At 62.8% G+C, this 26435-nt stretch carries 21 protein-coding genes; 13 read left to right on the forward strand and 8 right to left on the reverse strand.

What is annotated here, in order from left to right:
• Positions 1 to 6: 6 nt before the first annotated feature.
• From PAQ31011_RS17660 to PAQ31011_RS17695, 8 genes are all read left to right on the forward strand, one after another.
• Positions 7 to 1002, forward strand: coding sequence for an amidohydrolase family protein (locus PAQ31011_RS17660; RefSeq protein WP_150577055.1), 996 nt, complete (start codon positions 7 to 9; stop codon positions 1000 to 1002).
• A gap of 212 nt (positions 1003 to 1214) precedes the next feature.
• A complete protein-coding gene (locus tag PAQ31011_RS17665; RefSeq protein WP_150577282.1) occupies positions 1215 to 2408 on the forward strand; it encodes an ABC transporter substrate-binding protein in 1194 nt (397 codons plus the stop codon).
• Between the two features lie 74 nt (positions 2409 to 2482).
• Entirely contained in the window at positions 2483 to 3355 is an 873-nt protein-coding gene (locus tag PAQ31011_RS17670) for an alpha/beta hydrolase (RefSeq protein WP_150577056.1), read from the forward strand.
• On the forward strand, positions 3352 to 4272 hold the full coding sequence (locus PAQ31011_RS17675) for a branched-chain amino acid ABC transporter permease (protein WP_039396985.1): 921 nt from the start codon (positions 3352 to 3354) through the stop codon (positions 4270 to 4272). Before PAQ31011_RS17670 ends, PAQ31011_RS17675 begins: the two co-directional genes overlap by 4 nt.
• 17 nt (positions 4273 to 4289) lie before the next feature.
• Positions 4290 to 5264, forward strand: coding sequence for a branched-chain amino acid ABC transporter permease (locus PAQ31011_RS17680; RefSeq protein ID WP_150577057.1), 975 nt, complete (start codon positions 4290 to 4292; stop codon positions 5262 to 5264).
• Positions 5261 to 6031: an ABC transporter ATP-binding protein gene (locus PAQ31011_RS17685; protein ID WP_150577058.1), complete on the forward strand. Its 771-nt coding sequence runs from the start codon at positions 5261 to 5263 to the stop codon at positions 6029 to 6031. The genes PAQ31011_RS17680 and PAQ31011_RS17685 overlap by 4 nt, the downstream gene beginning before the upstream one ends.
• Positions 6028 to 6738 carry an ABC transporter ATP-binding protein gene (locus tag PAQ31011_RS17690; RefSeq protein ID WP_039396980.1) on the forward strand — a complete coding sequence of 237 codons (711 nt, stop codon included), beginning with the start codon at positions 6028 to 6030 and terminating at the stop codon, positions 6736 to 6738. The genes PAQ31011_RS17685 and PAQ31011_RS17690 overlap by 4 nt, the downstream gene beginning before the upstream one ends.
• A 207-nt stretch (positions 6739 to 6945) precedes the next feature.
• A complete protein-coding gene (locus tag PAQ31011_RS17695; protein ID WP_150577059.1) occupies positions 6946 to 7305 on the forward strand; it encodes a helix-turn-helix domain-containing protein in 360 nt (119 codons plus the stop codon).
• A gap of 82 nt (positions 7306 to 7387) precedes the next feature.
• Here the strand turns inward: PAQ31011_RS17695 and PAQ31011_RS17700 are convergent, their stop codons facing one another.
• Positions 7388 to 8344, reverse strand: a complete 957-nt coding sequence (locus tag PAQ31011_RS17700; RefSeq protein ID WP_150577060.1) for a LysR substrate-binding domain-containing protein — start codon at positions 8342 to 8344, stop codon at positions 7388 to 7390.
• 11 nt (positions 8345 to 8355) lie between these two features.
• Entirely contained in the window at positions 8356 to 9003 is a 648-nt protein-coding gene (locus PAQ31011_RS17705) for a TetR/AcrR family transcriptional regulator (protein WP_174990174.1), read from the reverse strand.
• Positions 9004 to 10281: 1278 nt separating this feature from the next.
• On the opposite strand from PAQ31011_RS17705, the gene PAQ31011_RS17710 reads away from it, so the two are divergent.
• Both PAQ31011_RS17710 and PAQ31011_RS17715 read left to right on the forward strand, forming a co-directional pair.
• Positions 10282 to 10548 carry a glycine zipper 2TM domain-containing protein gene (locus tag PAQ31011_RS17710; protein WP_150577062.1) on the forward strand — a complete coding sequence of 89 codons (267 nt, stop codon included), beginning with the start codon at positions 10282 to 10284 and terminating at the stop codon, positions 10546 to 10548.
• Positions 10549 to 10650: 102 nt separating this feature from the next.
• Entirely contained in the window at positions 10651 to 11223 is a 573-nt protein-coding gene (locus PAQ31011_RS17715; RefSeq protein WP_174990175.1) for an EF-hand domain-containing protein, read from the forward strand.
• Positions 11224 to 11364: 141 nt separating this feature from the next.
• Here the strand turns inward: PAQ31011_RS17715 and PAQ31011_RS17720 are convergent, their stop codons facing one another.
• The 4 genes from PAQ31011_RS17720 to PAQ31011_RS17735 form a co-directional block, all read right to left on the reverse strand.
• Positions 11365 to 12732, reverse strand: a complete 1368-nt coding sequence (locus PAQ31011_RS17720; protein WP_150577064.1) for a DUF3100 domain-containing protein — start codon at positions 12730 to 12732, stop codon at positions 11365 to 11367.
• Positions 12733 to 13042: 310 nt separating this feature from the next.
• A complete protein-coding gene (locus PAQ31011_RS17725) occupies positions 13043 to 14557 on the reverse strand; it encodes an aldehyde dehydrogenase family protein (RefSeq protein ID WP_150577065.1) in 1515 nt (504 codons plus the stop codon).
• Positions 14558 to 14656: 99 nt separating this feature from the next.
• Entirely contained in the window at positions 14657 to 15634 is a 978-nt protein-coding gene (locus PAQ31011_RS17730) for an NAD(P)-dependent oxidoreductase (RefSeq protein WP_281350014.1), read from the reverse strand.
• Positions 15635 to 15670: 36 nt separating this feature from the next.
• Positions 15671 to 16579, reverse strand: a complete 909-nt coding sequence (locus PAQ31011_RS17735; RefSeq protein WP_150577067.1) for a VOC family protein — start codon at positions 16577 to 16579, stop codon at positions 15671 to 15673.
• Positions 16580 to 16752: 173 nt separating this feature from the next.
• On the opposite strand from PAQ31011_RS17735, the gene PAQ31011_RS17740 reads away from it, so the two are divergent.
• Both PAQ31011_RS17740 and PAQ31011_RS17745 read left to right on the forward strand, forming a co-directional pair.
• Entirely contained in the window at positions 16753 to 17682 is a 930-nt protein-coding gene (locus tag PAQ31011_RS17740; RefSeq protein ID WP_150577068.1) for a LysR family transcriptional regulator, read from the forward strand.
• A gap of 613 nt (positions 17683 to 18295) precedes the next feature.
• A complete protein-coding gene (locus tag PAQ31011_RS17745; RefSeq protein WP_150577069.1) occupies positions 18296 to 19360 on the forward strand; it encodes a porin in 1065 nt (354 codons plus the stop codon).
• Positions 19361 to 19477: 117 nt separating this feature from the next.
• On the opposite strand, the gene PAQ31011_RS17750 is transcribed toward PAQ31011_RS17745, so the two are convergent.
• Positions 19478 to 22390: an autotransporter family protein gene (locus PAQ31011_RS17750; protein WP_174990176.1), complete on the reverse strand. Its 2913-nt coding sequence runs from the start codon at positions 22388 to 22390 to the stop codon at positions 19478 to 19480.
• Positions 22391 to 22546: 156 nt separating this feature from the next.
• On the opposite strand from PAQ31011_RS17750, the gene PAQ31011_RS26465 reads away from it, so the two are divergent.
• Entirely contained in the window at positions 22547 to 22900 is a 354-nt protein-coding gene (locus PAQ31011_RS26465; protein WP_174990177.1) for a hypothetical protein, read from the forward strand.
• Between the two features lie 315 nt (positions 22901 to 23215).
• Here the strand turns inward: PAQ31011_RS26465 and PAQ31011_RS26575 are convergent, their stop codons facing one another.
• Entirely contained in the window at positions 23216 to 26320 is a 3105-nt protein-coding gene (locus PAQ31011_RS26575; protein WP_217424873.1) for an autotransporter family protein, read from the reverse strand.
• Between the last annotated feature and the right edge of the window lie 115 nt (positions 26321 to 26435).

The following is a 26435-nucleotide window of genomic DNA, read 5'->3' on the forward strand; positions in this document are numbered from 1 at the left end:
CACGTCATGAAGAAAATCGACATGCACGCCCACTTCTTCCCGCGCATCACGCAGGAAGAAGCGGCCCGCCTCGACGCCGCTACCGCCCCGTGGCTGCGAATCGACGAAAGCGGCGAGACCGGCAACATCATGCTGGACAATCGCGCCTTCCGTCCGGTCTACCGCGCCCTGTGGGACCCGTCGCTGCGCATCGAAGAACTCGATCGCCACGCCGTCGACCTGCAAGTCGTCTGCGCCACGCCGATCATGTTCGGCTACCGCTACGACGGGCGTGCCGTCATGGACTGGGTCCAGCGCATGAACGATCTCGCGCTGGAGCACTGCGCCTACGCCCCTAACCGCCTGAAGGCCATGGCACAGGTGCCGCTGCAAGACCTTGATCTGGCGTGCACTGAGGCGTCGCGCGCCAAGGCCACCGGCCACGTCGGCGTGCAGATCGGTAATCACCTCGGTGAAAAAGATCTGGACGACGAACAACTCGTGGCGTTTTTGCGGCACTGCGGCGACGAGCACATCCCCGTGCTGGTGCATCCGTGGGACATGATGACCGACGGCCGCATGAAGAAGTGGATGATGCCGTGGCTCGTGGCCATGCCCGCCGAGACGCAACTGTCGATCCTCTCGCTGATCCTCTCAGGCGCGTTCGAACGCCTGCCGCGCTCGCTCAAGCTGTGCTTCGCGCACGGCGGCGGTGCTTTCCCGTACCTGCTCGGCCGCGCCGAGAACGCCTGGCATTGCCGCGACATCGTGCGCGCCGACAGCCCGCACCCGCCATCGCACTATCTGGACCGCTTCTACGTGGACAGCGCTGTGTTCGACCCGCGCGCCCTGCGCCTACTGGTGGACACGATGGGCGTGGAGCGCATCATGCTCGGCTCCGACCACCCGTTCCCGCTCGGCGAGCAGGACATCGGGCGTCTGGTGGCAAATCAGCCGGGCCTCGACGACAACGCACGGCACCGCATTCTGGCTGGGAATGCCGTCGAGTTCTTCGGGCTGTGACTGGTGCTTTCCCGAGGTGATTTTAAAAATGCTTGCCTACGCAAAAGGCGTCGTTTAGGCTGGGCATAGAAATATTTGATGCTTAAACAATTCTGGAAGTTTTGAATTAGTCTGACGCGCCTGGCCTGCCATGACCGACGTGAAGAAGCGGTCAAGTATCCCGGCGCGAGTCCGCAGCTGACAGTGCTTGAATTCATCGTTTGGAGACCATGATGACGGGAACGAAGACCACGCAACGTAAAGCCATCGCAGTATTGGGTGCCATCGCCGCAGCTGCCGCGATGTTCGCCTCGGGCGGTGCCCATGCACAGGTGAAGATCGGCTTCATCGGCACACTCTCCGGCCCGGGCGGCGCGCTCGGGCAGGACCAGTACGACGCCTTCATGCTCGCCATCGAGCAAAAGGGCGGCAAGCTCGGCGGCGTGCCGGTGCAGGTGATCAAGGAAGACGACCAGCTCAAGCCGGACGTCGGCGTGCAGGCAGCGACCAAACTGGTGGAGCGCGACAAGGTCTCGCTCATCACCGGCGTGACGTTCTCGAACGTGATGATGGCCATCCACAAGAACGTGACGAACGCGGGCGTGGTCATGGTCGGCTCGAACGCCGGCCCGACGCCGATTGCGGGCGAACAATGCTCGCCGAACTTCTTCTCGACCTCGTGGGACAACGACGAACTGCATGAAGCCGGCGGTCAGCTCTCGACCGATCTCGGCTACAAGAAGATGTATGTGATGGCCCCGAACTATCAGGCCGGACGCGACGCCGTGAACGGCTTCAAGCGCGACTACAAGGGCCAGATCGTCGACGAGGTGTACACGCAGGTCAACCAGCCCGACTATTCGGCTGAAATCGCGCAACTCGCCGCCGCCAAGCCGGACGCCGTCTACGTGTTCTATCCGGGCGGTATGGGCGTGAACTTCGTCAAGCAGTACCGTCAGGCGGGTCTGCTCGGCAAGATTCCGCTGATCTCGGTGTCGACCATCGACGGCTCGACCCTGCCCGCATTGAAGGAACAGGCCGTGGGCAGCATCACCAGCGCGCCCTACTCGCCCGACCTCGACAACGCGCAGAACAAGCAATTCGTTGCGGCCTTCCAGAAGAAGTACAACCGTGTGCCGTCGATGTACGCCGCGCAGTCGTACGACGCTGCGAACCTGATCGACTCCGCGCTGACCAAGACGAAGGGCAGCGTGACCGACCGCGAGGCGCTGCGCGCCGCGCTCAAGTCCGCCGACTTCCAGTCGGTGCGTGGATCGTTCAAGTTCGCCAGCAACCAGTTCCCCATTGCGCCGTTCTATCGCGTGGATGTGGTGAAGGACGGCAGCGGCGCCGCCTTCGCGAACAAGGGCAAGATCGATATCAAGACGCGCGCCAACCTCGCGTCGATGTGCAAGATCCGCTCGTAAGCCGCTCAACGTTGTGCAATGCAGTAAAGCGGGGGCGCCCTGCCCCCGCGGTCTTTGAGCACTATCGAGGGTTTATGAAGCGCTACCGCAATTTCGACGAAGCCGAGCTGGATGTTCAGTACAACGCTCGCGCCACCACCCCCAACATTCTCGACATCCTCACGCAATACGCCGAGCAGAGCGCGCATGCCCGCGCCACCGTGCCTTGCGTGCTCGATGTCGCCTACGGGGACCACCCCGACGAAACGCTCGACATCTTCCCCGCGCCGCAGCCCGGCGCGCCGGTGTTCTTCTTCGTTCACGGCGGCTACTGGCGCGCGCTGAACAAGAGCGATTCGAGCAACATGGCCCCGGCGTTCACGCAAGCGGGTGCCACCGTCGTCACCGTCAACTATTCGCTCGCGCCGGGCGCGTCGCTCGACACCATCGTCGACCAGACGCGTCGCGCCCTCGCGTGGGTCCATCGTCACATCGGCGAGCATCATGGCGACGCGCGCCGCATTCATATTTGCGGCAGCTCGGCCGGCGGTCATCTCGTCGGCATGCTGCTCGCGCAGGGCTGGCATGCCGAATACGGTGTGCCCGAGGATGTCGTCGCGGGCGCGGCCCCGCTGTCCGGCCTGTTCGACCTCACGCCGATTCCGTTCACGCATATCAACGAATGGATGAAGCTCTCGGCAGACGACGCACAACGCAATAGCCCGTTCTTCCGCCTGCCCTTGCGCGGCTGTCCGCTCGTCGTGTCTTACGGCGAGACGGAGACACCCGAGTTCAAGCGCCAGACCGACGACTATCTCGCCGCGTGGCGCGAGAAGGGTTACACGGGCGAGTACGTCCCGATGCCCGGCACGAACCACTTCGATATCGTGCTCACGTTGAACGATGCGCAAAGCCCGCTCACGCAAGCCATCTTCCGTCAGATGGGCCTGCCCCGGGAGGCGACATGAGCCTGACGCTTTTCATCATGCAGTGCCTGAACGGGCTGCAACTCGGGGTGCTGCTGTTCCTGATGGCCGCGGGCCTCACGCTGGTGTTCGGCATCATGAACTTCGTGAACCTCGCGCACGGCTCGCTGTACATGATGGGTGCGTTCATCGCCGCCACCGTCTACAACTACACCGGGTCGTTCGCACTGGCCGCCATCGCGATCGTGCCTGCCATGCTGCTCATCGGCCTGATCGTCGAATTCGTCGCACTCAAGACACTCTATGACCGCGATCACCTCGATCAGGTGCTCGCGACCTTCGGTCTGATCCTGTTCTTCAACGAACTGGCGCGCATGATCTGGGGCCCGTCGCCGTACTACATGGAAGTGCCCGAATGGCTCTCCGGCACAGTCAACCTCTTCGGTCTCGACTATCCGGCGTATCGCTTCCTCATCATCGTCGTGGGTCTTGTCGTCGCGCTCGGCTGCTACCTGCTGATTCACCGCACCCGTATCGGCATGCTGATTCGCGCAGGCTCGACGCACCGTCAGATGGTCGGCGCGCTCGGCGTAAACATCGTGCTGCTCAACTCGCTGCTGTTCGGGCTGGGCGCGATTCTCGCCGGTATCGCCGGTCTCATGGCCGGGCCGATTCTGTCGGTGCAACCGGGCATGGGCGAGCCGATCCTGATTCTGACGATGGTCGTGATCGTGATCGGTGGCATCGGCTCGGTGCGCGGGGCGTTCCTCGCAGCGCTGATTGTCGGTGTGGTCGACACGCTGGGCCGCACCGCGCTGCCCTCGATACTGCGCAGCATGATGGAGCGCAGCACGGCCGACACCGCCGGCCCCGCGCTGGCGTCGATGCTGATCTATCTTGTAATGGCGGCGGTTCTGGCGGTGCGTCCGCAAGGCCTCTTCCCGGTGAAACACGGCTGACGATGGAAACGATGGAAATGAAACTCAACCTACGCACCGCCGTGCCGATACTGCTGCTGGTCCTGCTAGCGCTGGTGCCCCTTTACGCGACGTTTGCTCAGCAACCGTTCTTCCTCACCCTGTTCGGCCGCATCGTGGTGTTCGCCATCGCGGCCGTCTCGCTCGATCTGATTCTCGGCTACGGCGGCATGGTCAGCTTCGGTCATGCCCTGTATCTGGGCCTCGGCGCGTATGTCGTGGGCATCATGAGCTTCCACGGCATCGACAACGGCTTCCTGCATCTGGGCGTGACGCTGGTGCTGTGCGCGCTCGTCGGCGCGCTCACCGGCCTGCTGTCGCTGCGCACGACCGGCATCGCCTTCATCATGATCACGCTGGCGTTCGCGCAGATGTTCTACTTCCTCGCCGTGAGCCTGAAGCAGTACGGCGGCGACGACGGCCTGCCCGTCAACGCGGGTAGCCGCTTCGGCAGTGTGACGCTCGACGACCCGGCGGTGCTGTACTACGTCGCGTTCGCCGTGCTGTGTCTGTGCGTGTGGGGGGGCCGTCGACTGGTCGAAGCGCGCTTCGGCATGGTGATTCGCGGCGCGCGTCAGAACGACCGCCGCATGCGTGCGCTCGGCTATCCGACGCTGCGCTACAAGCTCGTGGCCTACGTCATCAGCGCGATGGTTTGTGGGGTCTCGGGCATGCTGTACGCCAATCTCACGCATTTCGTCTCGCCGGCCTACATGGCGTGGACCGCCTCGGGCGAGCTGATCGTGATGGTCGTGCTGGGTGGCCTCGGCTCGTTCTTCGGGCCGGTGCTGGGGAGTGCCGCGATGCTGCTCATCGAGGAATGGCTCAAGGGCATGACGGAGCACTGGATGATCATCTTCGGGCCGCTCATCGTGGTGGCAGTGCTGGTCTCGCGCCGCGGTCTGTATGGGCTGCTGGGCGATCTGCAAGTGCGTCTGTCGCGTCGCACGCGCACCGTGGAGGGCAAAGCATGAGCCTCCTTCGTGTCGACCAACTGGTCAAACGCTACGGCGGACTGACCGCCACCGATCACTTCTGTCTCGACGTCGCACCGGGCGAACTGCACGCCATCATCGGACCGAACGGCGCGGGCAAGAGCACGCTCATCGGCCAACTGGCGGGCGAGCTGCGCTCCGACGAGGGCAGCATTCATTTCGACGGGCACGACATCACGACGATGCCCATCGAGCAACGTGCGCGGGCCGGGTTGGCGCGCTCGTATCAGATCACCTCGGTCTTCCGGGAATTCACGGCGTTGGAGAATGTGCTCGTCGCCGTGCAGGCGATGCAGGGGCATAGCTTCGGCTTCTGGCGTCCGGCGATTCGCGAAGCGGCGCTGGTCGAGCCGGCGCGCGAGATTCTGGCGCGCACCGGGCTGGCCGCCCGCATGAACGTACCCGCCAGCGCGCTCGCGCACGGTGAACACCGTCAGCTCGAACTGGCGATGGCGTTGGCCGGCCGTCCGAAACTGCTGCTGCTCGACGAGCCGATGGCCGGTATGTCGCAGGCGGAGTCCGAACAGATGACGCATCTGCTTGCCGACCTCAAGGGCGACTACGGCATCGTGCTCGTGGAACACGACATGGACGCCGTATTTGCGCTGGCCGACCGCATCACGGTGCTCGTCTACGGACGCGCCATCGCCTGTGGCGACGCCGACACCATCCGCAACGATGCGGGCGTGCGCGAAGCCTATCTCGGGGACGAAACCCGCAACGAAATGCTGGGAGCGACGGCATGAGCACCTTGTTGTCTTTATCCGGCGTCGAGTCCTACTACGGCGCGAGTCAGGCGCTGTTCGGCATGCAACTGAATATCGAGCGCGGTGCTTTCGTCACCCTGCTCGGGCGTAACGGCATGGGCAAGACGACCACCGTGAGGTCGATGACGGGGCTGATGCGCCCCGCACGCGGCGAAATCGTGTTCGACGGGCAGCCGGTCCACGCCAGTCCTTCGCATCGGATTGCGCGGGCCGGCATGGGGTTGGTCCCCGAAGGCCGCCAGATCTTCCCCACGCTCACCGTGCGCGAGAACCTCGTGGCGACGGCCGGTAACCGCCATGGCGCGGCGTCGCCGTGGACGCTGGAGCGCATTTACGGCCTGTTTCCGCGTCTGCGCGAACGGGAAAAAAACCTCGGCAGCAATCTGTCCGGCGGCGAACAGCAGATGCTCGCCATCGGCCGTGCATTGATGACGAATCCGAAATTGCTCATTCTGGACGAAGCAACGGAAGGCCTCGCACCGCTCATTCGCGGTGAAATCTGGCAATGCCTGAAGCAACTTAAAGGCAGCGGCCTGTCGATCCTCTGCATCGACAAGAATCTGGCCCCGATGCTCGAACTCGGCGACCAGCACTACATCGTCGATAAGGGCCGTGTGGCGTGGCAAGGCGACTCGTCGAAGCTGCGTCAGTCGTTGCCGGAATTGCAGGCCTACCTCGGCGTCTGAGACGCGCGCCAAGCCACGCGCATCCCCTGTCTGCGTACACTCTACGGCACCTCGTCTCCACGAGGTGCGTAGTACTCGATAGGTGTCAGACGCGAAAATCGGGAGTGTTTTGTGAAAGCACCCAGCAAATGGATGTGGTGCAATCGGCTCCGCTTGATTGCCTTTGCAAGCGCACCCGATCAACAACTAACGACACCGGTCAGGACTATGGCTTACACCAATACGCCTTCGAATCCCTTCCGCTGGCTGCTCACGCAGGACACCGGTGCGCCGCCGCCTGCCGAGCCTGCTCACGTCAAGAACGGGCTCCCTGCGGACCTCCCGCTCAACATCAAGGAGTTGCCGCGTACACCGCTTCCCAAGCTGGAAGTCTTTCCCGACGAGTTGCTTGCCCTGCGCAAACATCTGGGCATGTCCCGTAACGTCTTCGCCCACTATCTCCGGACCAATCCCCGTACGCTGGAGAACTGGGAGCAAGGGCGCGCGCGCCCGAACGCCCAGGCCGCCTGTCTGATACGGCTGGTGCAACAGAACCCGGGGCTGGTGTCTTCGCTCGCGCGCCTGTAAGTCCTTGCGCTCGCGTGATGAAAAAAGGGCGTGCCGATTCGTCGGCACGCCCTTTTTCCGGGTTCCTCGACCGCCACAGCCGCTATGGCTTGAGACCACAGACCTCACGCAGACAGGCGACGAATCGCGCACAGGCCGGGCTGGGTGACTTGTCCGTACGCAGCGAATAGCCGACGTCGCCGAAGCTGCCCGACATCGTGTCGGCCAGCACGCGCAGCAAGCCCGACTCCACGAACGGTGTCGCCGCCGCACGCGGCATCAGCGCGACGCGAGGCGTCTCCAGCATCAGGCCGATGTTGGTCAGCACGGAGAGCGATTCCACGACGTCCTCCGGCAACGCGAGCCCGGCATCGTGAAACAGACGCTCCGCCGCCAGCCGCGAGGGCGACTCGGGCACCGGCAGAATCCACGCGCCTTCGCGCAGTTCGGCGAGCGGTACACGGTCCGGCAGGTGCGTCCAGTGACGCTTGCCGCCGATCACGCTGAGCGATTCGTTGAAGAGAATTTCGTGCGTCAGGGCGAAGGCGTTGGCCACCGGCAGCGAGCGCTCAGGCAAGCGTCCCACCACGATATCCAGATCGCCGCTGGCCAGCGCCGGGAAGAGCTGTGCGGTCGTCGCTTCACGCACCGTCACCAGCACGCCCGGCGTACGCTCCTTGAGCATGGCGATCGTGCGCGGCAGCAGGTCGGCGGCGGCTGAAATGAGCGTGCCGACGATCACATGCCCGCTCGTGCCTGCGCTGAACGCGTTCACTTCGTCCGTCAGATAACGCAGTTCGGCCATCAGCGACTTCACGCGATGGCCCAGCAACTCGCCGAGTTCGGTCGGCTGCATGCCGCGGTTGCTGCGTACGAAGAGCGGGCCTTCGAAACAGGCTTCCAGCTCATGCACGATCTTGCTCACCGCAGGCTGCGTGAGGCCGGTTTCATTCGCGGCGCGCACGAGCGAGCCCGTTTCGAGCACGCGGTCGAAGACCTGAAGCTGGTGAAATTTGAGCTTTCGTCCGAGATTAAGGGCTGTCCAGGGAAGTGATCGCATCGGCGTCCTGTTCAGGCTGTCGCTGTCGTGCCGGACGCCGTCACCGAATCTGCCCCCTGCGGCGCGGGCGCCGACTCGGCGGGCTCCGTCGACAGGAAGGCAGCAACGTACTCTTCGAGCATGGCCACGTCCGGCAGCGAGGCCGGGTTGACATGGTAGTTAACGAGGCACCCGTCGAAAGTCAGCACGAGCATGTCGATAAGACGCGCGCGTCGCACACCGTCACGTGCCAGACTCGGCGCACAGGCCGCCAGCATCGCCGACAAACGTTCCCTGAACCACTGAAGCAGCGACGGATCGTACGGGTCGCCCGGCGTCACCGTGGAGAGCGCCTGCACCAGATTGTGCGAGAAGCCGTTGTCGAGCCTCGGCGTGTCGACCAGCAAGCCGGCGAGCAGCGCGCGCATGCGGGCATGCGGGCCGTGTGCCGACATGACTTCCGACTCAAGGGCCGTGATGCGCGCCTTGAACCATTTGTCGTAGACACAGAAGAAGACTTGCAGCTTCGCAGTGAAGTAGCTGTAAATGTTCGCGTGCGAAATTCCGGCACGCTTGGCGATCTGCACCATTGTGGTGTCCACATACCCTTTTTCGAGAAACAGGGCATGCGAGGCTTCGAGAATGGCGAGACGAATGTCTTCTTTCTTGACTTGTGGCATATGTGAGCCTGCACCGTTAGGCGGGGCACCTCGATCGTTAATTCTCAACTCCCGCTGACGTCGATACACAATGTCAGCGCGCACAGTATGCCAGTGCAAACGCAGCTTGCGGCGAAAACTAAGCGCAAACACTCCCCCGGATTTTCCCGGTATTTCCACGCACACAACGCGAATTGCGATGACAGACATCGCGTAATGCGTCGGGTTGCCGCACATTGCCCGCATGGGGGCAGGACGTCGCTTCTTGCCTGACATCTCTCGTCAGATATTTCAAAATTGAACAATTTCGATGTCATGCATTTCACGCATGGAAACGGTGTCGATGCCCCATGCGTTTCGTATATGAACGCGAATACTTGAATGAATACGGACGAATACGGAAGAACACGGAAGTCCGGCACGGAGGTCGATTGATACGCATACGAGTACGCACTTTGCGTATCTGATTGACCGTTTGATTGACCGTTTGATTGAGCGTTTGATTGTGGCGTCGACGCGCGCGTGATTCGCGTCGTAGGCATACGCTGTCAGCGCATTCTTACTTTATTTCGGACTCCATCCTACACTCGACGAATTGTGTGCAATGCAATATCCGTACAAAGCCCCACAGGACGGCGCATTGCGAGGCAATTACAAAGATTTACAAGATGCAGCGATCCAAATCCCGCAATCCACGTCCAACTTCAGTCATCCCCTTAAACCATTCAAGCCATTCCAATCAATCCATGATGACGAAGCGTGGGACAAACACCGCGCTCGAACGGAGGTCATGATGAGAACGAACCCTGAGGGAGTTGCAAACGCAGAGGCGGCCCATCGCGTGAGAGTGCACCTTGCCAAGGTGTCCTCAGCAGTGGGACTCGCGACGATATTGTTGACGCTGGCCGGTTGCGCGTATGAATCGCCACCACAGCCGCGCTTGCCGTATCGAGGCAACGAAAGCACGAATCCAGCGTACCGATCCGCTGAGCCGAACTGCGGGCCGCCCCCGTATGCACCGGGTTCGGCATGTAGTCCGTACGCGGCACCGGCCGCACCGGTCCCGAATACCGATGCCTACGGTCGACCTTATCCGCCGACGGACGCCTATGGCCGTCCGTATCCGACCGACGCGCAGGGACGCCCGTATCCGCCGCCCCCGCCGCCGCCGGCTTACCGGGAATCAAACCCGGCCGACGGGGCCTCAGCGCCGGAGAACGGCTCGGCCACCGCGCATTGAGCGCCCGCCGCTTTTTGAAATCCCAGGGGCTGCCGCCCCAACCGAAGGAGTCATGCGTCATGAAAACCACACAACGATGGATCTCGCACATCTCACATCTTTCGCGCTCAGCCGCCCCGATCCTCGTGGGCGCGGCGCTTATCGGCACGTTGGCCGGTTGCGGCGGCATGACCCCGCGCGAATCGCGTAATACCGCAGTCGGTGCCGGCGTCGGCGCACTGGGCGGCGCACTCATCTCGGGGGGTGACCTCGGCACGACCGTGGGCGGTGCCGTTGTCGGCGGTGTGATCGGTAACGTCATCACGGACGATCGCCATCGTCGTTGATCGGTGCCGATGGCCTATGACCACCGCCGTCCGCCGCTGTCCGCCCCCTAGCGGGTCGAACACGGCCCCCGCATCTGATGCCGCAATATGGAGAAGCGAGATATGAACTCCCAGGACACCCTTCGCCAGCGTACGCTTCGCACGCTCAAGACACGACGCATCAGTCGTCGGACCCTCGCTGTCGTGACCGTCTGTGCGGGCGCGGCCGCTTTATCGCTGGCCGCGATGCCAAGCTTTGCGCAGTCGGGCACGCCCCCCATCAACGGCGTCGTACCGACAACGCCGAATCCGCCGCCACCGCCCACGGCAGGCCCGGACTACGGCGACGCCGCCGATCAGAACGCTGCGCTGGGTCTGTACCTGCAGCGCTCGTTCGACGCCATCGATACCAATCACGACGGCAAGATCGACCGCAACGAATGGGCCGCGTATCAGCGTAGCCAGTTGCAGGCGCGTCGCGCCACATTCGAGCGCTATTTCAAGGCGGCCGACAAGGACGGCGACGGCTACCTGAGCCGCGACGAAGTCGCCGCATCGGAGCCGTTCCTGTACCAGCATTTCGACGAGATCGACGTCAATCACGACGGCAAGCTCTCACCCGCGGAAATCCGCAGTTTCTTCCGACGTTACTATCACGACCGGGCACAGGCCGATGCCGCCACGACGAAGCCCTGATTGCCTCATGTCTTAAAACACGAAGGGCCGGGTCTGCATACCGCAGAACCCGGCCCTTCGCTTTCCAGCATTCCAGCTATTGCATCTTCCGACTGCCTGCGAAAGCGCGACCTGTCACCGTCGCGCGTTCGCCGTCAGGCATTACACGTGGAAGAATTCGGCGATGATCGCAGCGCCGAGGAACGTGCCGGCGTTCGCGAGGAACGACACGACCACGATGCGCCAGCCCAGACGACGGAAGGCCGGCACGTCCTTGGCGACCGACAGACCGGCGTAGGTCAGCATCGGCGTGACCAGCGACAGGAAGTTGATCTTGCCCGTGAACTGCTCGACGATCGGCGCAAACGGGAAGGCCGGCGACGTCAGGAACATGGCGATCAGCGACACCCAGCACACTGCCGGCACCTTGCGACGCGTGACGAAGTACAGCGCTTCACCCACCAGCACAGCACCGATGATGATCAGCATGCCCGGCACGCCGTCGAGGAACGGCGTCTTGAAGGCCATGCTGTTGCCGACCAGCGCGAGCGCGCCCGAGAAGAACCATGCGAACAGACGCGCGCCGAAGTTCATCTCGACGGTGTGCGCCTTGCTGGCTTCCTTGAGTTCCTTGGCGGCGTCGGCATCGGCCACGGCAGCGGCTTCGGCGTTGGCGCGGCCACGCTTGCTCATGCGGCCCAGCACCGGCTCCATCACGCGGTAGCCCCAGACGGCGAGCGGCAGCGAGATGAACAGCGTGAAGTACGTGCCGATGGTCGTCGTGATCAGGTTCGACGCAGCGGCGAACGTGGCGACTTCCTTGGCGACTTCCGGCGTCTGCTGTGCAGCAATCGCACCGGCGGCAGCGGCCATCATCGAACCCGAACCCACACCGGCGCCCATGGCGAGCGAGTGCGGATGGAACAGGTTCAGGCTGGCGACGAAACCGGCGAACAGCGAGATGAACACCGCACCGAAGATGGTGCCCGTCAGGTACTCGGCCAGCACGCCACGGCCTTCCGGCGAGTCGAAACCGTACTTTTCGCCGATGATCGCGAGGCTCGGCTCACGGCCGACCGAGAAGGTCGCGCCGATGGCTTCGCGCTTGATGCCGAGCATGAGTGCGACCGGCAGGCCCAGAATGATCGTGCCGACGAAGTGGCCGAACTCCTGGAACACCAGCGCCCAGCCTGCGGCCACCAGCTTGGGCAGCGAGCCGCCCACGAGCAGGCCGAGCTTTGCCACGAAGAGCAGCAGTGCCGGTTGCAAAATGGCAGCCGCTTTATGCTGCATCGAGAGGTCGATCTGTGCGAAACGCGGCAAGCGCGCCTGCGACAGGCCCAACGCCGCGCCGAGCAACAAGGCCCAGACCATCGGCAACAACACGATCTTGCCGTGACCGGCATTGATGCTGATCGCGCCGATCAGCTCCGCGACCACCAGGATCACGATTGCCCAAACATACAGGCGCACGCCATCGCTGAAGGCGCCTCCCTGCGGCTTGGCCGCTTTTTGTTCCATGACTGCCATCTGGGTCTCCACTGCACTTGCTATTGAGCCGGTCCGATGTCGTCCGCCATCCAGCTATCCGGCGGGTCGGCCACCATTTCGGTAGTTAAGGAAGTTCGGCACGCCGTCCGTCCGGTGAGCCCCGTCGATTCGATCATGACGAGATACACCGGCGGACTTTTGGCACATGGCGGCTAAACGCCCGCCATGTTGGCACGCCTTAGTGACAGCAACAGCGTAGTTACCAACCCCGCGCACCGAACCACCCGAGGGCGGCATTATACGCGGTCAAAAACCCCGTTTCGGCCCGATGTCTCGTGGACTGAAACGCTCAGACGTAGCCGAACGGCGTGGCCGGATTGGCGGCCGTCTCGACCCAGACGCTCTTCGTCTGCGTGTACTCATACAGCGCTTCCACGCCGCTGGAACGACCATAACCGCTGTGGCCATAGCCGCCGAACGGCGAGGCGACGTTGATCGTCTTGTAGCCGTTGATCCAGAACGTACCGGCGTTGACCTGCGACGCCACACGGTGTGCGCGCGCCACGTCCTGCGTCCAGACGGCACCGGCCAGACCGAACTCGCTGTCGTTGGCAATCGCCAGCGCTTCTTCTTCCGTGTCGAACGGAATCGCCACGACCACCGGGCCGAAGATTTCGGTACGGGCCACGCCCATCGAATTGTTGGCATCGGCCAGCACGGTCGGACGCACGAAGAAGCCACCCTCGCTGCGTTGCTGCGAACCGGCAGCCAGACGCGCACCGCCTTCCACGCCTGCGTCGATCATGTTCATGACGTGCTGGTACTGCGTGCGGTTGCAGATCGGACCGACTTCGGTGGTGTCGTCCATCGGCTCGCCCACGCGAATCTTCTCCGCGCCACGCGCCAGCATGTCGATCATCTGGTCGTACACGCCGCGCTGCACCAGCAGACGCGAACCGGCCACACAGCTCTGGCCTGCGCTCGAGAAGATGGCGGCCTGTGCACCGAGGCACGCACGCTTGAGGTCGGCGTCGTCGAACACGATGTTGGCCGACTTACCGCCCAGTTCCAGCACGCTCGGCAGCAGACGTTGCGCAGCGGCGGCAGCGATCTTGCTGCCCGTCGCCGGCGAGCCGACGAACACGACCTTCTTGACGACCGGATGCGAAATCGCAGCTTGGCCCGTCGTATGGCCGAAGCCGGCGAGCACATTGATGAGACCACGCGGCACACCCGCCTGCTCGGCGAGGGCGGCGACGACCAGCGAACTGGCCGGCGTGAGTTCCGACGGCTTGAGCAGCACGCCGTTGCCCATGGCGATCGCCGGGGCCAGTTGCCAGCCGCAGGTGAAGACCGGCGCGTTCCACGGCGTGATCTGCAACACCACGCCCATGGCTTCGCGACGCGTGTAGTTCAGGTGAGTGCTCGGCACGGGGATGACGTCGCCGAAGAACTTGTCAGTCCAGCCGGCGTAGTACTCGAACATCTCCGCCACCTTGGCGACTTCGCCACGGCAATCCCGGATCGGCTTGCCTGCGCCGATGGATTCGAGCTGGGCGAGCGCTTCGGCGTTGTCGCGAATCTTCGCGCCGACGGCCTGCATCACACGACCGCGCGCGGCGTGCGTGAGCGCCCACCAGGTCTTTTGTGCGGCCTGCGCGGCATCGGCGGCCTGCGCCACGACGGCGGCACCTGCGTCGCGGTACGTCAACACAGTCTGGCCGGTGGCCGGGTTCACGATGTCGATGCTGGACTCGCCCGCGCCTTCAACGAGTTCGCCATTGACGAACGAGCCGATGGTGGTGGCGTTGGGGAAGAACTTGGCGAATGCGCCGAGCAAAGCGGCGGCTTGTTGGTCTGCCATGAGAAAGCTCCGTGCGATGCGCACTCAGATGCGCATCGTGTCGTCAAAACAAAAAATCAGTGGGGTACGTCGTGAAACATCGATGCAGGCACGCGGAGATTACGCGCGGCCCGGCTCGATGAATTGCACGATGCGGTTGAAGTCTTCGTCGTCACCCACGGTTGCGGCGCTCGCGGCCCACAGGCGTCCGACTTCCGCCGACAACGGACCCGTTGCGAGCGTGCCGGTCTGCTCGGCCAGCGCCATGGCCAGACGCACGTCCTTGCGCATGAGCTTCATCGTGAAGCCGGAGTCGAAGGCGTCGTTCAGGATCCACGTCGGATAGTTGGTTTGCGTGATGCCGCTGCGGCCCGAACCGGCGTTCAGACCTTCGAGCACTTGCTCCGGGGCCACGCCCGCCGCCTTCGCCAGACGCATCGCCTCGCCGGCCACCACGAGGTGGGCCGCGCACATCAGGTTGTTGATCAGCTTGGTCACGTGACCGGCGCCCACATCGCCAATGTGCACGCGCTTGGCCGACATGGCGGCGAGCACCGGTTCGATGCGAGCGATGTCTTCAGCCGAACCGCCCAGCACCATCGTGAGTGCACCGTTCAGCGCGCCCTTGGGGCCACCGGAGACCGGTGCGTCGACCAGCGCGATGCCTTTGTCGCGCAGCGTGACGGCCAGCGCGCGGGTGCTTTCCGGATCGGCCGTCGACGTGTCGACCACGACCAGACCTTCGCGTCCGTTCGCAGCGATGCCGTCCGCGCCGTTCACCACGGCCTCGACAACTTGCGATGTCGGCAGCGACAGCACGAGGGCGTCGGCTTCGCGAGCCAGTTCTGCGACCGAAGCGCGCAGGCCGATGCCAGCCTCTGCGAGCGCGGCGCCAGCGGCCGGCGACGGATCGAACCCAAGCACCGTGAAACCGCCGCGCTGCAACGACAGCGCCATGCCGCGTCCCATATTGCCCAGTCCGACCACTCCGATGATTTTCATGTTGACTCCAATTTGACTGCGAAGATGACGCCGCCCCCACGGGCGACGCCGCGTTGCTCGACACCGCCCAGGACATCCGGCCGGTGGGTAATTCAGGGGATCGTTATGTGTTGATGCGTTCTGGTTCGGGCACTAATGATTGACGAACTCCAGCACCACATTGCCCGCGAACTCGGGCTCCACGACCAGTCCATGCTCGTTATAGCCATAAGGCACGCCGTTCTCCCGCCACAGCGCCTCGACGTGCGCCAGATCCGGTGTGAGCAGCGTGATCGCCACGGCGTGCGTGCGTACGCCCTGCGCCATCGGCAGGCCCACAGCGGCGTAGCGCGCTTCGGCGCGCTGCGGCGACATCGCCCGCAGGTGACCGCAGCCGGTATCGGCCACGGCCCCGCCGTCGTACAGATCGACGTGGCGCGCGCCATACATGCGCTGCCAGCGTGTGGCGAGCGTGCGCAACGACACCGTGTCGGGCGTCACATACGTAATACCGACGATGCCGGTAACACCGTTCGCGTGGTTCTGCCACTCGGGTACCCAGATCAACTCGGGGCGATGCTGGTGGCAGATGAAATTGGAGGCGTCGCCGAGCGAGTCGTCGATGAACAGGCCCAAAGCGACCACGGCCTCGTCAGGCGTGCCGTCGGGTTTGCGCATCGCGCGGCGAAAATCGATGATGCCCTGCGTGTCCAGCCCGGCTTGCGTGAGACGGGCATGGTCGGCGCGGGCGTCCTTGCTGTGCAGTGCCACGAGCGAGACGCCCTCTTCGCGGGCGAGGAAACTGCCAAGGTAGCGTCCGAAGCAGAAGTCGCCGACGGCGTTCGTGCCGAACTTGCTCGCGTCGTCCACGCCGATCAGTTCGATGAAGTTGTCGCCGAACATCATCAGCGACGTCACGGTACCCCACGGGTGATACGACACCGGCGACGGGGCAAACCCCATGCGCTCGTAATGCGCCAGCCGCCGCGGATGGTCATGGACCGTCACCAGCGGATGATCGATGCCGAATCGCGAATTGCGTGGCGGAATCGTCAGGCTCATCGGGTGCCTCCGAGGGGTGAGTGGCGCGGAATCGGACCGCCGACACCGGGCCTCGCCTGGGTTCGTTGCACGGCGTCGGGGCCGATCCGCATGCTTCGCAGTGTGGATTGAAAAAAAATGACGCTCAATGACAACGCTTGAACATTTTTGTTCTAATTATTAGTCTTTAGGGCATGACACCCGCCATCAACGAAAGCCGCCTGTCGTATCTGTTCGAAGCCGTCCAGTGCGGCACGGTGCGCGCCGCCGCCGACAGACTCGACATCGCCCCGTCCGCCGTCAGTCGCCAGATCGCCCTGCTGGAGGCCGAACTGGCGCTGCCACTCATCGAACGTCACAAGCGCGGGGTTCACCTGACGCAAGCCGGACGTCTGCTCATGGAGTACTACCGCGAGCAGCGCGCGCACCAGGAGGACTTGCTCGCCAAGCTTCAGGAAGTGCGTGGACTGCGACGCGGCCACATTCGGCTGGCCGTCGGCGAGGGCTTCGTCAGCGATCTGATGGGTGCGCCGCTGCAATTCTTCTGCAAACGCTATCCGGACATCACCCTGACACTCGATCTGGCCGGGACGAACGAAGTCATGCGGCTCGTGGCGGAAGACGATGCGGACATCGGACTCGTCTACAACCCGCCGGCCGAACCCAAGATCGTCTCGCGCGCTCAACTGGCGCAACCAGTGCACGCGATCGTCGCCCCCGGTTCGCCGCTCATCGAGAAGGCCGACAAGCTCGGCACGCTCACGCTCGACGCGCTCTACGATGTGCCGCTCGCGCTCATGCATGGCTCGTACGGCACACGTCAACTGATGGAACTGGCCGAGCAGTCGGAGAAGCACCGGCTCATTCCAACGGTCACAACCAATTCGATTTCCGTGCTCAAGCACTTCGTGCGGGCCGGTCTTGGCGCGACGTTCTTGCCGACGTTTGCCGTCTCGCAGGAAATCGACGCCGGCGTGCTGCGCGCCTTGCCCATCGATCATCCGATTCTCAGCAGTGCCGAGGCGCACCTGATCACGCGCGCCGGACGACGCTTGTCCGGTGCCGCCAATCGCTTGCTCACGCACCTCGCCAGCAAGATGGAAGCCTTTGGCGCGCCGGACTGACACGCCCGAGCCGCCGGCCAAAACGGACGACTGAAACGTCCCCACGAGACTTTTCGCCATAGAAATGTCACGCCGGACGCATTCTGGTTGCTGGCGCGCAACAGTCGAAAAACTAAGCCTTTCCCTGATGTTGCGTCGGGAGGAATTCGGATATAAAGAAGCCAATCAGGCGAAGGTGCGTTCGCTTCACATTACGAGTATTACGAATTCGTACGTAATGCGAACTTTATCGGCCCGCAGACCGGGTTCGCTACGCCCCTTCCCGCCACGCATTCCGGTCGAATGGTCTCGCGCATGTTGCGTGGCCGCAGACCCAACGCCAGTGGACTGCCATGACGACGATCTCTGAAAACCAGAGCGTAACGTTTGACATGTTCGAACTATCCGTCATGGATATGCAGAACGTGCAGGCATCACTCGCAACCGGCCGCGTTCCCCCACGCGGCGCCCGTTGCTCAGGCGTCCCCGCTTGCCGATTTCTCGTCATTCGTAACGATATTTCAGGCTTTTCCGCCGAGGTCTCTGCACGCCCCCGCGCGGGCGTGTCGCGACGACGACGGGCATAACCACGCAAAAGAAGGTGCGGGGCAAAACGCAACCTGGGGAGCAGATCATGAAGAAGAAGCTCATTGCAGCAAGCCTGCTTTGCGGCATCGGTACGTTTGCGCACGCGCAAACGAGCGTGCAACTCTACGGCCGCGTCGATGGCGGCTTTCAGTTCATGAACAATTTGCAGGATGGTAACGGCGGCACCGCCTCGCGCTTCAGCGCACAGGGCGGCGACTACGGCACCAGCCTGTTCGGCCTGCGAGGCTACGAAGATCTCGGACAGGGATTGCATGCGGTATTCAATCTGGAAGGCGGCTTCCAGTTGATGAACGGCTACAACAACAACGGCTCGGGTTCCATCTTCGACCGTCGTGCCCTGGTTGGCTTCAACTCCCGCTCGTGGGGCCAGTTGACACTCGGGCGCAACCTGTTCATCAGCAATGGTGTCTGGGACTTCGATCCGTTCCAGCAGCAGGCCTTCTCGTCGGCGTCGCTCGTGCGTGGACGCAACTGGCCGCAGGCCAGCAATACCGTCAACTATCAAAGCCCGAACTGGCGCGGGTTCGATATTGCCGGTCAGTACGCCTTCTCCAACATCGCAGGGCAATTCAACAACGGCCGTGGGATGGGCGCGCAGTTGACGTACACGCACGACCGGTTCCAGTTGCGCGCGTTGTATGACGAAATTCGCGACACCAACGGACGCTTCACCGACGTGTTCGCCACCTCGCGGGAATACTTCGCCGGGGCGAATATCTTCCTGAATCGCTTCACGATCTCGCTGGGCTACACGCACATGTCCGCACCGGACGCACCGGCCCCGAGCTTCGCCACACGCGCCGACCATTACTGGGCGGGCGTGAAGTATCAGGCGACGGCCGTGTGGGCAGCGAACGCAGCCGTCTATCACGTGAACGTGCCGGGCGGCTTCGGACACGCCACGATGGCCGAACTGGGCACCACCTACAACCTCTCGAAACGTACCTTCCTGTACGGCACGATCGCGTATGTGATGAACAGCTCGGGCCAGAGCTTCTCGGTGGCAGCGATTCCGAGCGACTCGCTGGACAACCCGCCTGCGGGCAAGAACCAGATGGGCGCCTATATCGGGGTGTCGCACTCGTTCTGACGACGGCAACGCATCACGGAAACGACAAACCGCCCGGCATCGACCGGGCGGTTTGCTTTTGGGGGGGGGCCTGCGTTTTCGTGACTCGCGCGCTGGCGCTTGTCCTTGATGTTGGCGTCAGAACATATATTTGACCGTCACGCCGCCTGCGAAAGCCTTCTCCCCCGAGCGCAGGCTCAGATTGCCGCCGACATGGGCGTTCAGTTGCCGTGTGATGCGCACGTCAGCACCGAGATCGGCGGTGAAGATATCGCGTCCGAGCTTGACACCCCTTACCGTGAACGCGCGCGGCGCGCCATAGATGGCGTTCGTGAGACTGCTTTGCGTGTCGCCGAACTCGTGCTCATACGCCAGCCGTAACGACGGAATCACGCTGCCGCCGCTCGTGTTCACCAGCTCGCGCCACAGACGCACGCCGAGAATGGCCCGTCGCGAGTTGCTGATCTGCGAGCCGACGTGCAACCCGTTGTTACCCTGTCCAGCGTCCCGGTCCGTTTCGTCATAGCCGTTCAGACGCGTCGAGGCGATCCGCATGCCGATGAACGGGTCGACGTTCATACCCGAGGCCAGTACACGCTGACCGACTTCACCAAACAGGCCGAGCGTACGCCCGCTGGTCTTGCCCGTGACGCGAGCCGACACGTCGCGTGCCGCGACGGTACGGTCGGTCGTCACGTTATGGTTGGTGAAGAAGACGCCGCCGTTGGCGAACCAGCGCGCGTCGCTCAGATACGAGCCGTACAGGCCGACGCTGGCGCTTCTGACGCTGGCATCACCCGGCAAATCGTCGGCGCGCGAGGTTCGGCTGCCCAGCCCGAACGAAACGCCCACGAGCGCGTTCTGATTAAGACGTCGGTCGATGCCGAAAGCGCCGTCGATGCCCGACGTGGAGAAGCCTTGTTGACCGTCACTCCGACTCGCGCCCGCCCCCTTGAACGAGCCCCAGACGGACGTGCCGTTCTGGCCCGCACGTTGCCCGTTGGTGGTGTTGCAGTCGGGTAGCGAACCGCCCGCGAGCATGCGCGTCTGCATGCTGCTGCGGAAGGCGTCGGAGGCACTGTAGGCGGCGTCTGCGTTGTTCGCGAGCGACTCGCCCGAGAGCATTCGTGCGGCGCGTCGTTGTTCGGCTGACCCTGCGGGGAGCATCACCAACTGACCGAGGACCGCACCGCCGACCCGGCCGTCGATGATGTCGTTGAGCGTCACGCCCTGAAGCGACGCCAGCACGCCTTGCTCGTTGCCCGAGTACGGCGCATCGGGATCGAGAAACCCGATCTCCTTGCCCGGATCGATGATGACGTCACCGCCACCGCCCCCGCCGCCCCCGCCGCCGCCGCCCTCGCCCGGCTCCGTGGGAATGCTGCCGTAGTCGACTTCGCCGAGTTTCACGTCGGCGTTAGGGCCGGGCACCACGACCTGAATCTTCTTGTCGAGCAACTCCTTGGGGGTGACCGATTCGTCGATGGGACGCAGCACGATTTTCGTCTTCGTGAAGTCACCGTCCTTGTTCACTTCGATGGTGCCGCGATGAATGCCGTCGGCGTCCTTCTTCGCATCGGATTCGATTCGCGATTTATCGCCCTTCGACGCGTAGGAATCGATCACCAGCTTGTAGCCGTGGAGTTTGAGCGTCCCGGCATTCTCGAATTTCTTGACGTCGTAGACGTCGTTGGCGAGCGAGATCGTGCCGGGCTCGGCGAGCGCAAGCAGTCCGGTGCCCAGCGCGTTGCGATGCGCGGCGGTCAGCGTGCCGTTCTCGACGCTCAGCGAGTCGATGCCGCTCTGGTCGCCGCTGAAGGTGAGATTGCCGGTGCCGACTTTGGTGACGTTGGCACCGGGCGAGCCCAGGACGTCCTTCCCGATCTCTCCCGCGAACGTTTCATCACGGCCGAGGGCGCCGATGCGAAGCCATGTGTTACCCGTGCCGACACGCCCCTTCCCGCTCAGCGAGCCGAGCGTAAGCGTTGGCGCTTTGGTGTCGCCGTTTGTATCAGGGGATTTGATCTCCGCGACGTTGAGATAACCGTTGTCCAGCGCGACGGCGGCGTTGTCTGCCGTCGTCTTCCCGCTCATGTCGACCATGCCACGGCTGACGATACTCATGCGCTCCAGATCCGTGTCTTCGAGCGTCACGGTGCCACGCTGATCGTTGTCGACGTGCGCATCTCCCCCTTTCGCGCCGATGAATTCCAGGTGGTCCTGATTTCGAATCTTCGCATTGGCAGCGTTCGCGCCTTTGTCGAACAATCCGTAGCCGCCAGACGCAATGGAGATCTGGCTAGTGCCTGCGTTTGTGTCCTTCAGAAACCGGACTTGCCCCTTGTCCCGGACATCGATGGTCGCGCCCCCCGAACTCGTGCCTTCGCCGAATTCGATGACACCGCCCTTCTTGTCGTCTGCCGGTTGATCGCCCTTGGAGAGGCCGGCGACCAGAGAAATGTTCGTCGCATCTTTGTCGATGCCCGGGCCGCCCTTGAAATTCAACGTACCGTTTGTGCCGACATCGATACCGAGCCGCCCCTTGCCGTCGATGCCTTCGTAGACGTTCAGTGACCCGTTATCCACATAGGCCGTATGAGAAGCGCCGTCCATCGCCCGGATCAGCCCTACCTCGCGCACTCGATTGGGGGCCCCTTCGATGGCATCGGACTCAAATCCCGAACGTTGCGAGATTTCCAGCGTGGCGTCCTTTGTGATGAGCGTCTCCCCGTCCTGAGGACGGTCCGCATCCGCCATGAAGTCAATGAGATGCTTATCGTTCCAGGTAGTCCGCTGGCTGGGATCGCTGGTGTCTCGCGGGCTCAGTTCCCGCGTTTTAGACAGACGTTCCGCCTCAGCCCCCTCCGGCACGTGCTCCCAGCGGTCTTTCTTGTACGACAGCGAGTCGTTCAGGTGTTCCGCGTCGGTCAGGTCCTTGGCTGACGCAGTCCACGCATCACCATCTTTGCGGATTTCGGCGACCAGATCCGCCTTTTCCGTCGGGTCCGTGGGTGTCGCGCTTCCGTTGAGCTTGTCTACCTTCTCTTTCAACGCATTCAATTCATCCAGACGATATTGCTGTGACGGAGTAGGCTGCCCCTGACCGATTTCGGTTTTCAGCGCGTCAATTTTCGCTTGCAAGTCATCTGATGTTTTCGACAAAACTTCTTTTAATTTGGCGTCATCCGTCCAATTAGACAAAGGCTCATGCAATGGAAAGCCCACCTCAACAATAAACTTCTTATCCAAATTGTCCTGCCGCTTTTCCTTCAGATCGGAATTCGATTGCTCGACAAGTGTGTTCAATCGTTCAAGCCGCTCCTCTTTGATGCTCTTATCGAGCGGGATTGCCGCCAATGTCGGCGGCGGCAGGCCCATCGCTACCACAGCGGCAGCTACAGCCAAGCAAACTCGTGTCTGACACAGCGCATACGACTTCGGACGATTCCCTCGCATTCGACAACTCCTATTCAATTCGCCTCAAATGATGAATTCCCTCATCACGCTTCAGACAGTGGCTTCTCGGCCGCCATCGTTCCGGCAAATTCTGGAGTCGAATGATTCGAATACTTCCGATATCAATGCGCTTTGGTACTTCACCCAACCGTCACCAACAATTCGAATAGACGTCAAATCCCAATACGATTGATTTTAAATTTCAATTAATCGCTCATACTCAAATGCGTTTTATCCGTCATCGTCCCAAACGGACGTCGGCGTGACGCTCGGACACCACATGTCGCCCATGCAATTGCGGCATTTCCTCCGATGACTTTTGAAGTCTACGAACGAAAAAACCCGCCGCGTCCTTTCGGACACGACGGGTTTCGTCGCTACACTCAGACGGGCCGCAACAGATGCGGCCCGGCACATCGCTTAGAAGCGGTACTTCGCCGAGATACCGCCGCCCAGCGCGCTCTCGCCCTGACGCACACTGACATTGCCGCCGACGTGGACGTTGAGTCGCTTCTTCAGTTGCACATCGACACCCAGATCCGCCGTGAAGACATCGCGTCCCAGCTTCGCGCCTTTCACGCTGAACGCACGCGGTGCGCCGTACAGCGAATTCGTCAGGCTCGCCTGCGTATTGCCGAACTCATGCTCGTACGCGAGACGCAGCATCGGCGTCACCTTGCCGCCATCGAAGTTGATCACGTCACGCGAGAAGCGCACGCCCAGCACGCTGCGCGCCGACGTCTGCGATTGCGCACCGACCTTCAGTCCGTCGTTGCCGCCCGCAGTGTCGCGGTTCGTTTCGTCGAAGGCGTTCAGACGCGTGGACGCAAAGCGCAGGCCAATCGAAGGGTCGACGTTGAAGCCTGCCACATCGAAACGCTTGCCGATCTCGCCGAATGCGCCGAACGTGTTACCGCTCGTCTTGCCCGACAGACGCGCCGACGCGTTGCGTGCCGCCACCGTGCGGTCCGTCGTCACGCTGTGATTCGTGTACGACACGCCACCACCGACGAATACGTTGGCGTCGTTCAGATGCGAGCCGTACAGACCGACGCTCACGCTGTTGATCTTCGACTCGCCCGGCATGCCCTTCGCCTTCGAGTTCTGGTTGCCCATGCCGACCGACGCGCCCACGACCGTGCTGTTGCCGATACGCTTGTCGACCCCGATTGCGCCATCGATGCCGCGAACGTCGAACGACAGGGCATCGCCGCGTTGTGAGGTGTTGCCACCCGAGAACGATGCCCAGCCTGCGATGCCGTGGCTGTCGGCATTCGACCCGTTAGCGGTCTTGTCGTCGAACATTGCGCCGCCCGCCAGCATGCGCGACTGCATACCGCGCTGGAATGCCGTTGTCGCGCCTTGCGCGGCGAGCGCGTTGTTCGCCAGCGACTCACCCGAGAGCAGGCTGGCCGAGCGGCGCTGTTCGTCCGAGCCCGCCGTTTGCAGCGCCATCTCTGAGAGGACTTTGCCGCCGATCCTGCCCGAGGTCAGATCGCCCACCGTGACGCCGTTGACCGATGCCAGCACCGCCTGTTCGTTCGCGCTGTAGTTGCCGTCGGTCGCCAGGTACTGCACGACGTTCTGGCTGGTGATAACGCCCGAAGGGTCCGACGGATCGGTAGGACCAGTAGGATCGGTGGGTTTAGTCGGGTCGGTGGGGTCGGTCGTCGTGGTCGGATCGGTCGGATCCTCCGCCTTCCCGCCGACGATGCTGCCGATCGTGACCTTGCCGAGCTTGGCCGTTTTCCCAGCCGCGACACTCACTACGCCGAGCTTGTCCTGAACGTCGGCCAGCGTGATGTCATTGGCAACGGTGACGTCGATGGCGGTGTTCGTGAAGTCGCTGTCTTCCGAGACCTGAATCGCACCACTCGCGACGTCCGCCCCCACGCGCGCCACATGCGATTTGAGCTTTGCGCCCGCTTTCGACGTGTACTTGTTCACCGCCAGCTTGCTCGTGCCCAGATCGATCTGACCGGCGTTGTCGATGTGGCCCACACCGTCGACATCGGACGCCAACTTGATGGCACCTCGCTCCGTTACCGTCACGGTACCCGCGCCCAACGCCTTCGCATGTGCCGCCGTCACGCTACCGCCTTCGACACGCAGGCTGGCAACGCCGCTCTGATCGCCACCCAGCGTCAGATTGCCGGTACCGGCCTTGACGACATCCGAGCCGGTCGCCGCCGAAGCTTGCGTGTTCGACTTGGCGGCGCGTCGCAGCGTGTCCGCCTTCGCGCCGGAAGACGCGTCCTCGCGCACGATCTGACCGTCGAAAATGTCGTCTTCGTTACGCTCGCCCAACACCAGCTTCGTGTCTCCCGTGACGATCCGGCCGGTACCGCTCAGCGAACCGATGGACAACGTCTTCTCGGCCTTGCGTCCCGGTGCCTGCGCCTCGATATCCGCGATGTTCAGCTTGCCGCCCAGCATTTCGATTCGTGCGCCGTTCGCCTGCGTATTCCCCCGCAGCTTGACGACGCCGACGTTGGCCAATCCGAGTTGTTGCAGATCCGAATCGAGCACGTCCACCTGAGCGTCCACACCATTGATCAACGTGGCCGATCCGCCCTTCGTCTTGTCCATCTGGATCCGGCCCAGGTTGACGAGTTCGGCGCGCTGAAGATCGGTGTCCTGGAACGTCGTCAGCCCGCTCGCCGTATTCACGATATCGGCGCGACCGGCCTGTGCCCCCGCCTCGAACGTCAGCGTCCCGCTGTTCTCGATGCTTGCGGCGGCGGCATTTGCCGCGTGGAGCGTGGCACTTGCCCCCTGTGCAATGTCGATATCGCTGATGCCTGCGTCGGCACCCTCGGCGAAATGCAGGCTTCCACCTTGTTTCAGGATGATCTCTGCCGTGCCCGAGCTCGTACGCTTGCCAAACTCGATCGCGCCGCCATCAGGGGATCCCTTCTCGCTGCGTACAGCCCACAGTGTCACGTCGCCTGCATCCGACGACACGCCGACACCGTCGTCGGCAAAGTAAAGCTTGCCGCCCTTACCGACCGTGATATCGAGTCGGCCATCCCCGCCAATCTCCTGATGAACGTTCAACGTGCCACCGTCGACGCGCACATCGTGGTTTGCAGACCTGCGTGCGTGGAGTGTGCCTATGTCGCGCACGCCGCCGGTTCCAGCAATCGCGTCCGATTCCTCTCCCGAGCGGCGCGTCAGTTCGAGGATGCTGTCCTTTCCGATCACGTCATGGGTATCGGTTACGCCATCGTCGCCCATGAAGTTGGTCAGGTTCTTGTCGCTCCACGTGAGCACGTCCTGATGCTTGGCCGCGCCGGGCGTCGTTGCATCCAACTGGCGTGTGTTCTTGAGTGCGTTCAGTTCGGCCTCGGAATCGACATCTCTCACGCGGGCGTCCTTCTGCATGAGCAGCTTGCTTTCGCGCTCTACCGGCCTGCGGGCCTTCACGGTGTCCTCGAGAAAGCCGGCGTGTTTCTTGATTTCCTGTTCCAGCCCGGTGAGCGCAGTCGCCATGGCGTTACGGTCCGACCCTGTCGCTGCCTGCATGGCAGTCTCGATGCTTGCTTTAAGCGCCGATAGCTCGCCTTTTTTCTTCAATCCGTCGGCCGTCAGATATTTATTATCTATTTTTAGCGTTTCATCGAGCGTCGCACCCAACAAT

Origin of the sequence: Pandoraea aquatica (assembly GCF_902459565.1) — a bacterium.
Lineage (GTDB): Bacteria > Pseudomonadota > Gammaproteobacteria > Burkholderiales > Burkholderiaceae > Pandoraea > Pandoraea aquatica.

Bases quoted from the DNA above. Each gene is read 5' to 3' on its own strand.
- PAQ31011_RS26575 (WP_217424873.1), bottom strand. From the start codon at position 26,320: ATGCAGGCAGCGACAGGGTCGGACCGTAACGCCATGGCGACTGCGCTC.
- PAQ31011_RS17665 (WP_150577282.1), top strand. From the start codon at position 1,215: ATGACGGGAACGAAGACCACGCAACGTAAAGCCATCGCAGTATTGGGT.
- PAQ31011_RS17685 (WP_150577058.1), top strand. From the start codon at position 5,261: ATGAGCCTCCTTCGTGTCGACCAACTGGTCAAACGCTACGGCGGACTG.
- PAQ31011_RS17675 (WP_039396985.1), top strand. From the start codon at position 3,352: ATGAGCCTGACGCTTTTCATCATGCAGTGCCTGAACGGGCTGCAACTC.
- PAQ31011_RS17740 (WP_150577068.1), top strand. From the start codon at position 16,753: ATGACACCCGCCATCAACGAAAGCCGCCTGTCGTATCTGTTCGAAGCC.
- PAQ31011_RS17690 (WP_039396980.1), top strand. From the start codon at position 6,028: ATGAGCACCTTGTTGTCTTTATCCGGCGTCGAGTCCTACTACGGCGCG.
- PAQ31011_RS17715 (WP_174990175.1), top strand. From the start codon at position 10,651: ATGAACTCCCAGGACACCCTTCGCCAGCGTACGCTTCGCACGCTCAAG.
- PAQ31011_RS17660 (WP_150577055.1), top strand. From the start codon at position 7: ATGAAGAAAATCGACATGCACGCCCACTTCTTCCCGCGCATCACGCAG.
- PAQ31011_RS17700 (WP_150577060.1), bottom strand. From the start codon at position 8,344: ATGCGATCACTTCCCTGGACAGCCCTTAATCTCGGACGAAAGCTCAAA.
- PAQ31011_RS17670 (WP_150577056.1), top strand. From the start codon at position 2,483: ATGAAGCGCTACCGCAATTTCGACGAAGCCGAGCTGGATGTTCAGTAC.
- PAQ31011_RS26465 (WP_174990177.1), top strand. From the start codon at position 22,547: ATGCAATGGAAAGCCCACCTCAACAATAAACTTCTTATCCAAATTGTC.
- PAQ31011_RS17705 (WP_174990174.1), bottom strand. From the start codon at position 9,003: ATGCCACAAGTCAAGAAAGAAGACATTCGTCTCGCCATTCTCGAAGCC.
- PAQ31011_RS17725 (WP_150577065.1), bottom strand. From the start codon at position 14,557: ATGGCAGACCAACAAGCCGCCGCTTTGCTCGGCGCATTCGCCAAGTTC.
- PAQ31011_RS17745 (WP_150577069.1), top strand. From the start codon at position 18,296: ATGAAGAAGAAGCTCATTGCAGCAAGCCTGCTTTGCGGCATCGGTACG.
- PAQ31011_RS17710 (WP_150577062.1), top strand. From the start codon at position 10,282: ATGAAAACCACACAACGATGGATCTCGCACATCTCACATCTTTCGCGC.
- PAQ31011_RS17695 (WP_150577059.1), top strand. From the start codon at position 6,946: ATGGCTTACACCAATACGCCTTCGAATCCCTTCCGCTGGCTGCTCACG.
- PAQ31011_RS17680 (WP_150577057.1), top strand. From the start codon at position 4,290: ATGAAACTCAACCTACGCACCGCCGTGCCGATACTGCTGCTGGTCCTG.
- PAQ31011_RS17735 (WP_150577067.1), bottom strand. From the start codon at position 16,579: ATGAGCCTGACGATTCCGCCACGCAATTCGCGATTCGGCATCGATCAT.
- PAQ31011_RS17720 (WP_150577064.1), bottom strand. From the start codon at position 12,732: ATGGCAGTCATGGAACAAAAAGCGGCCAAGCCGCAGGGAGGCGCCTTC.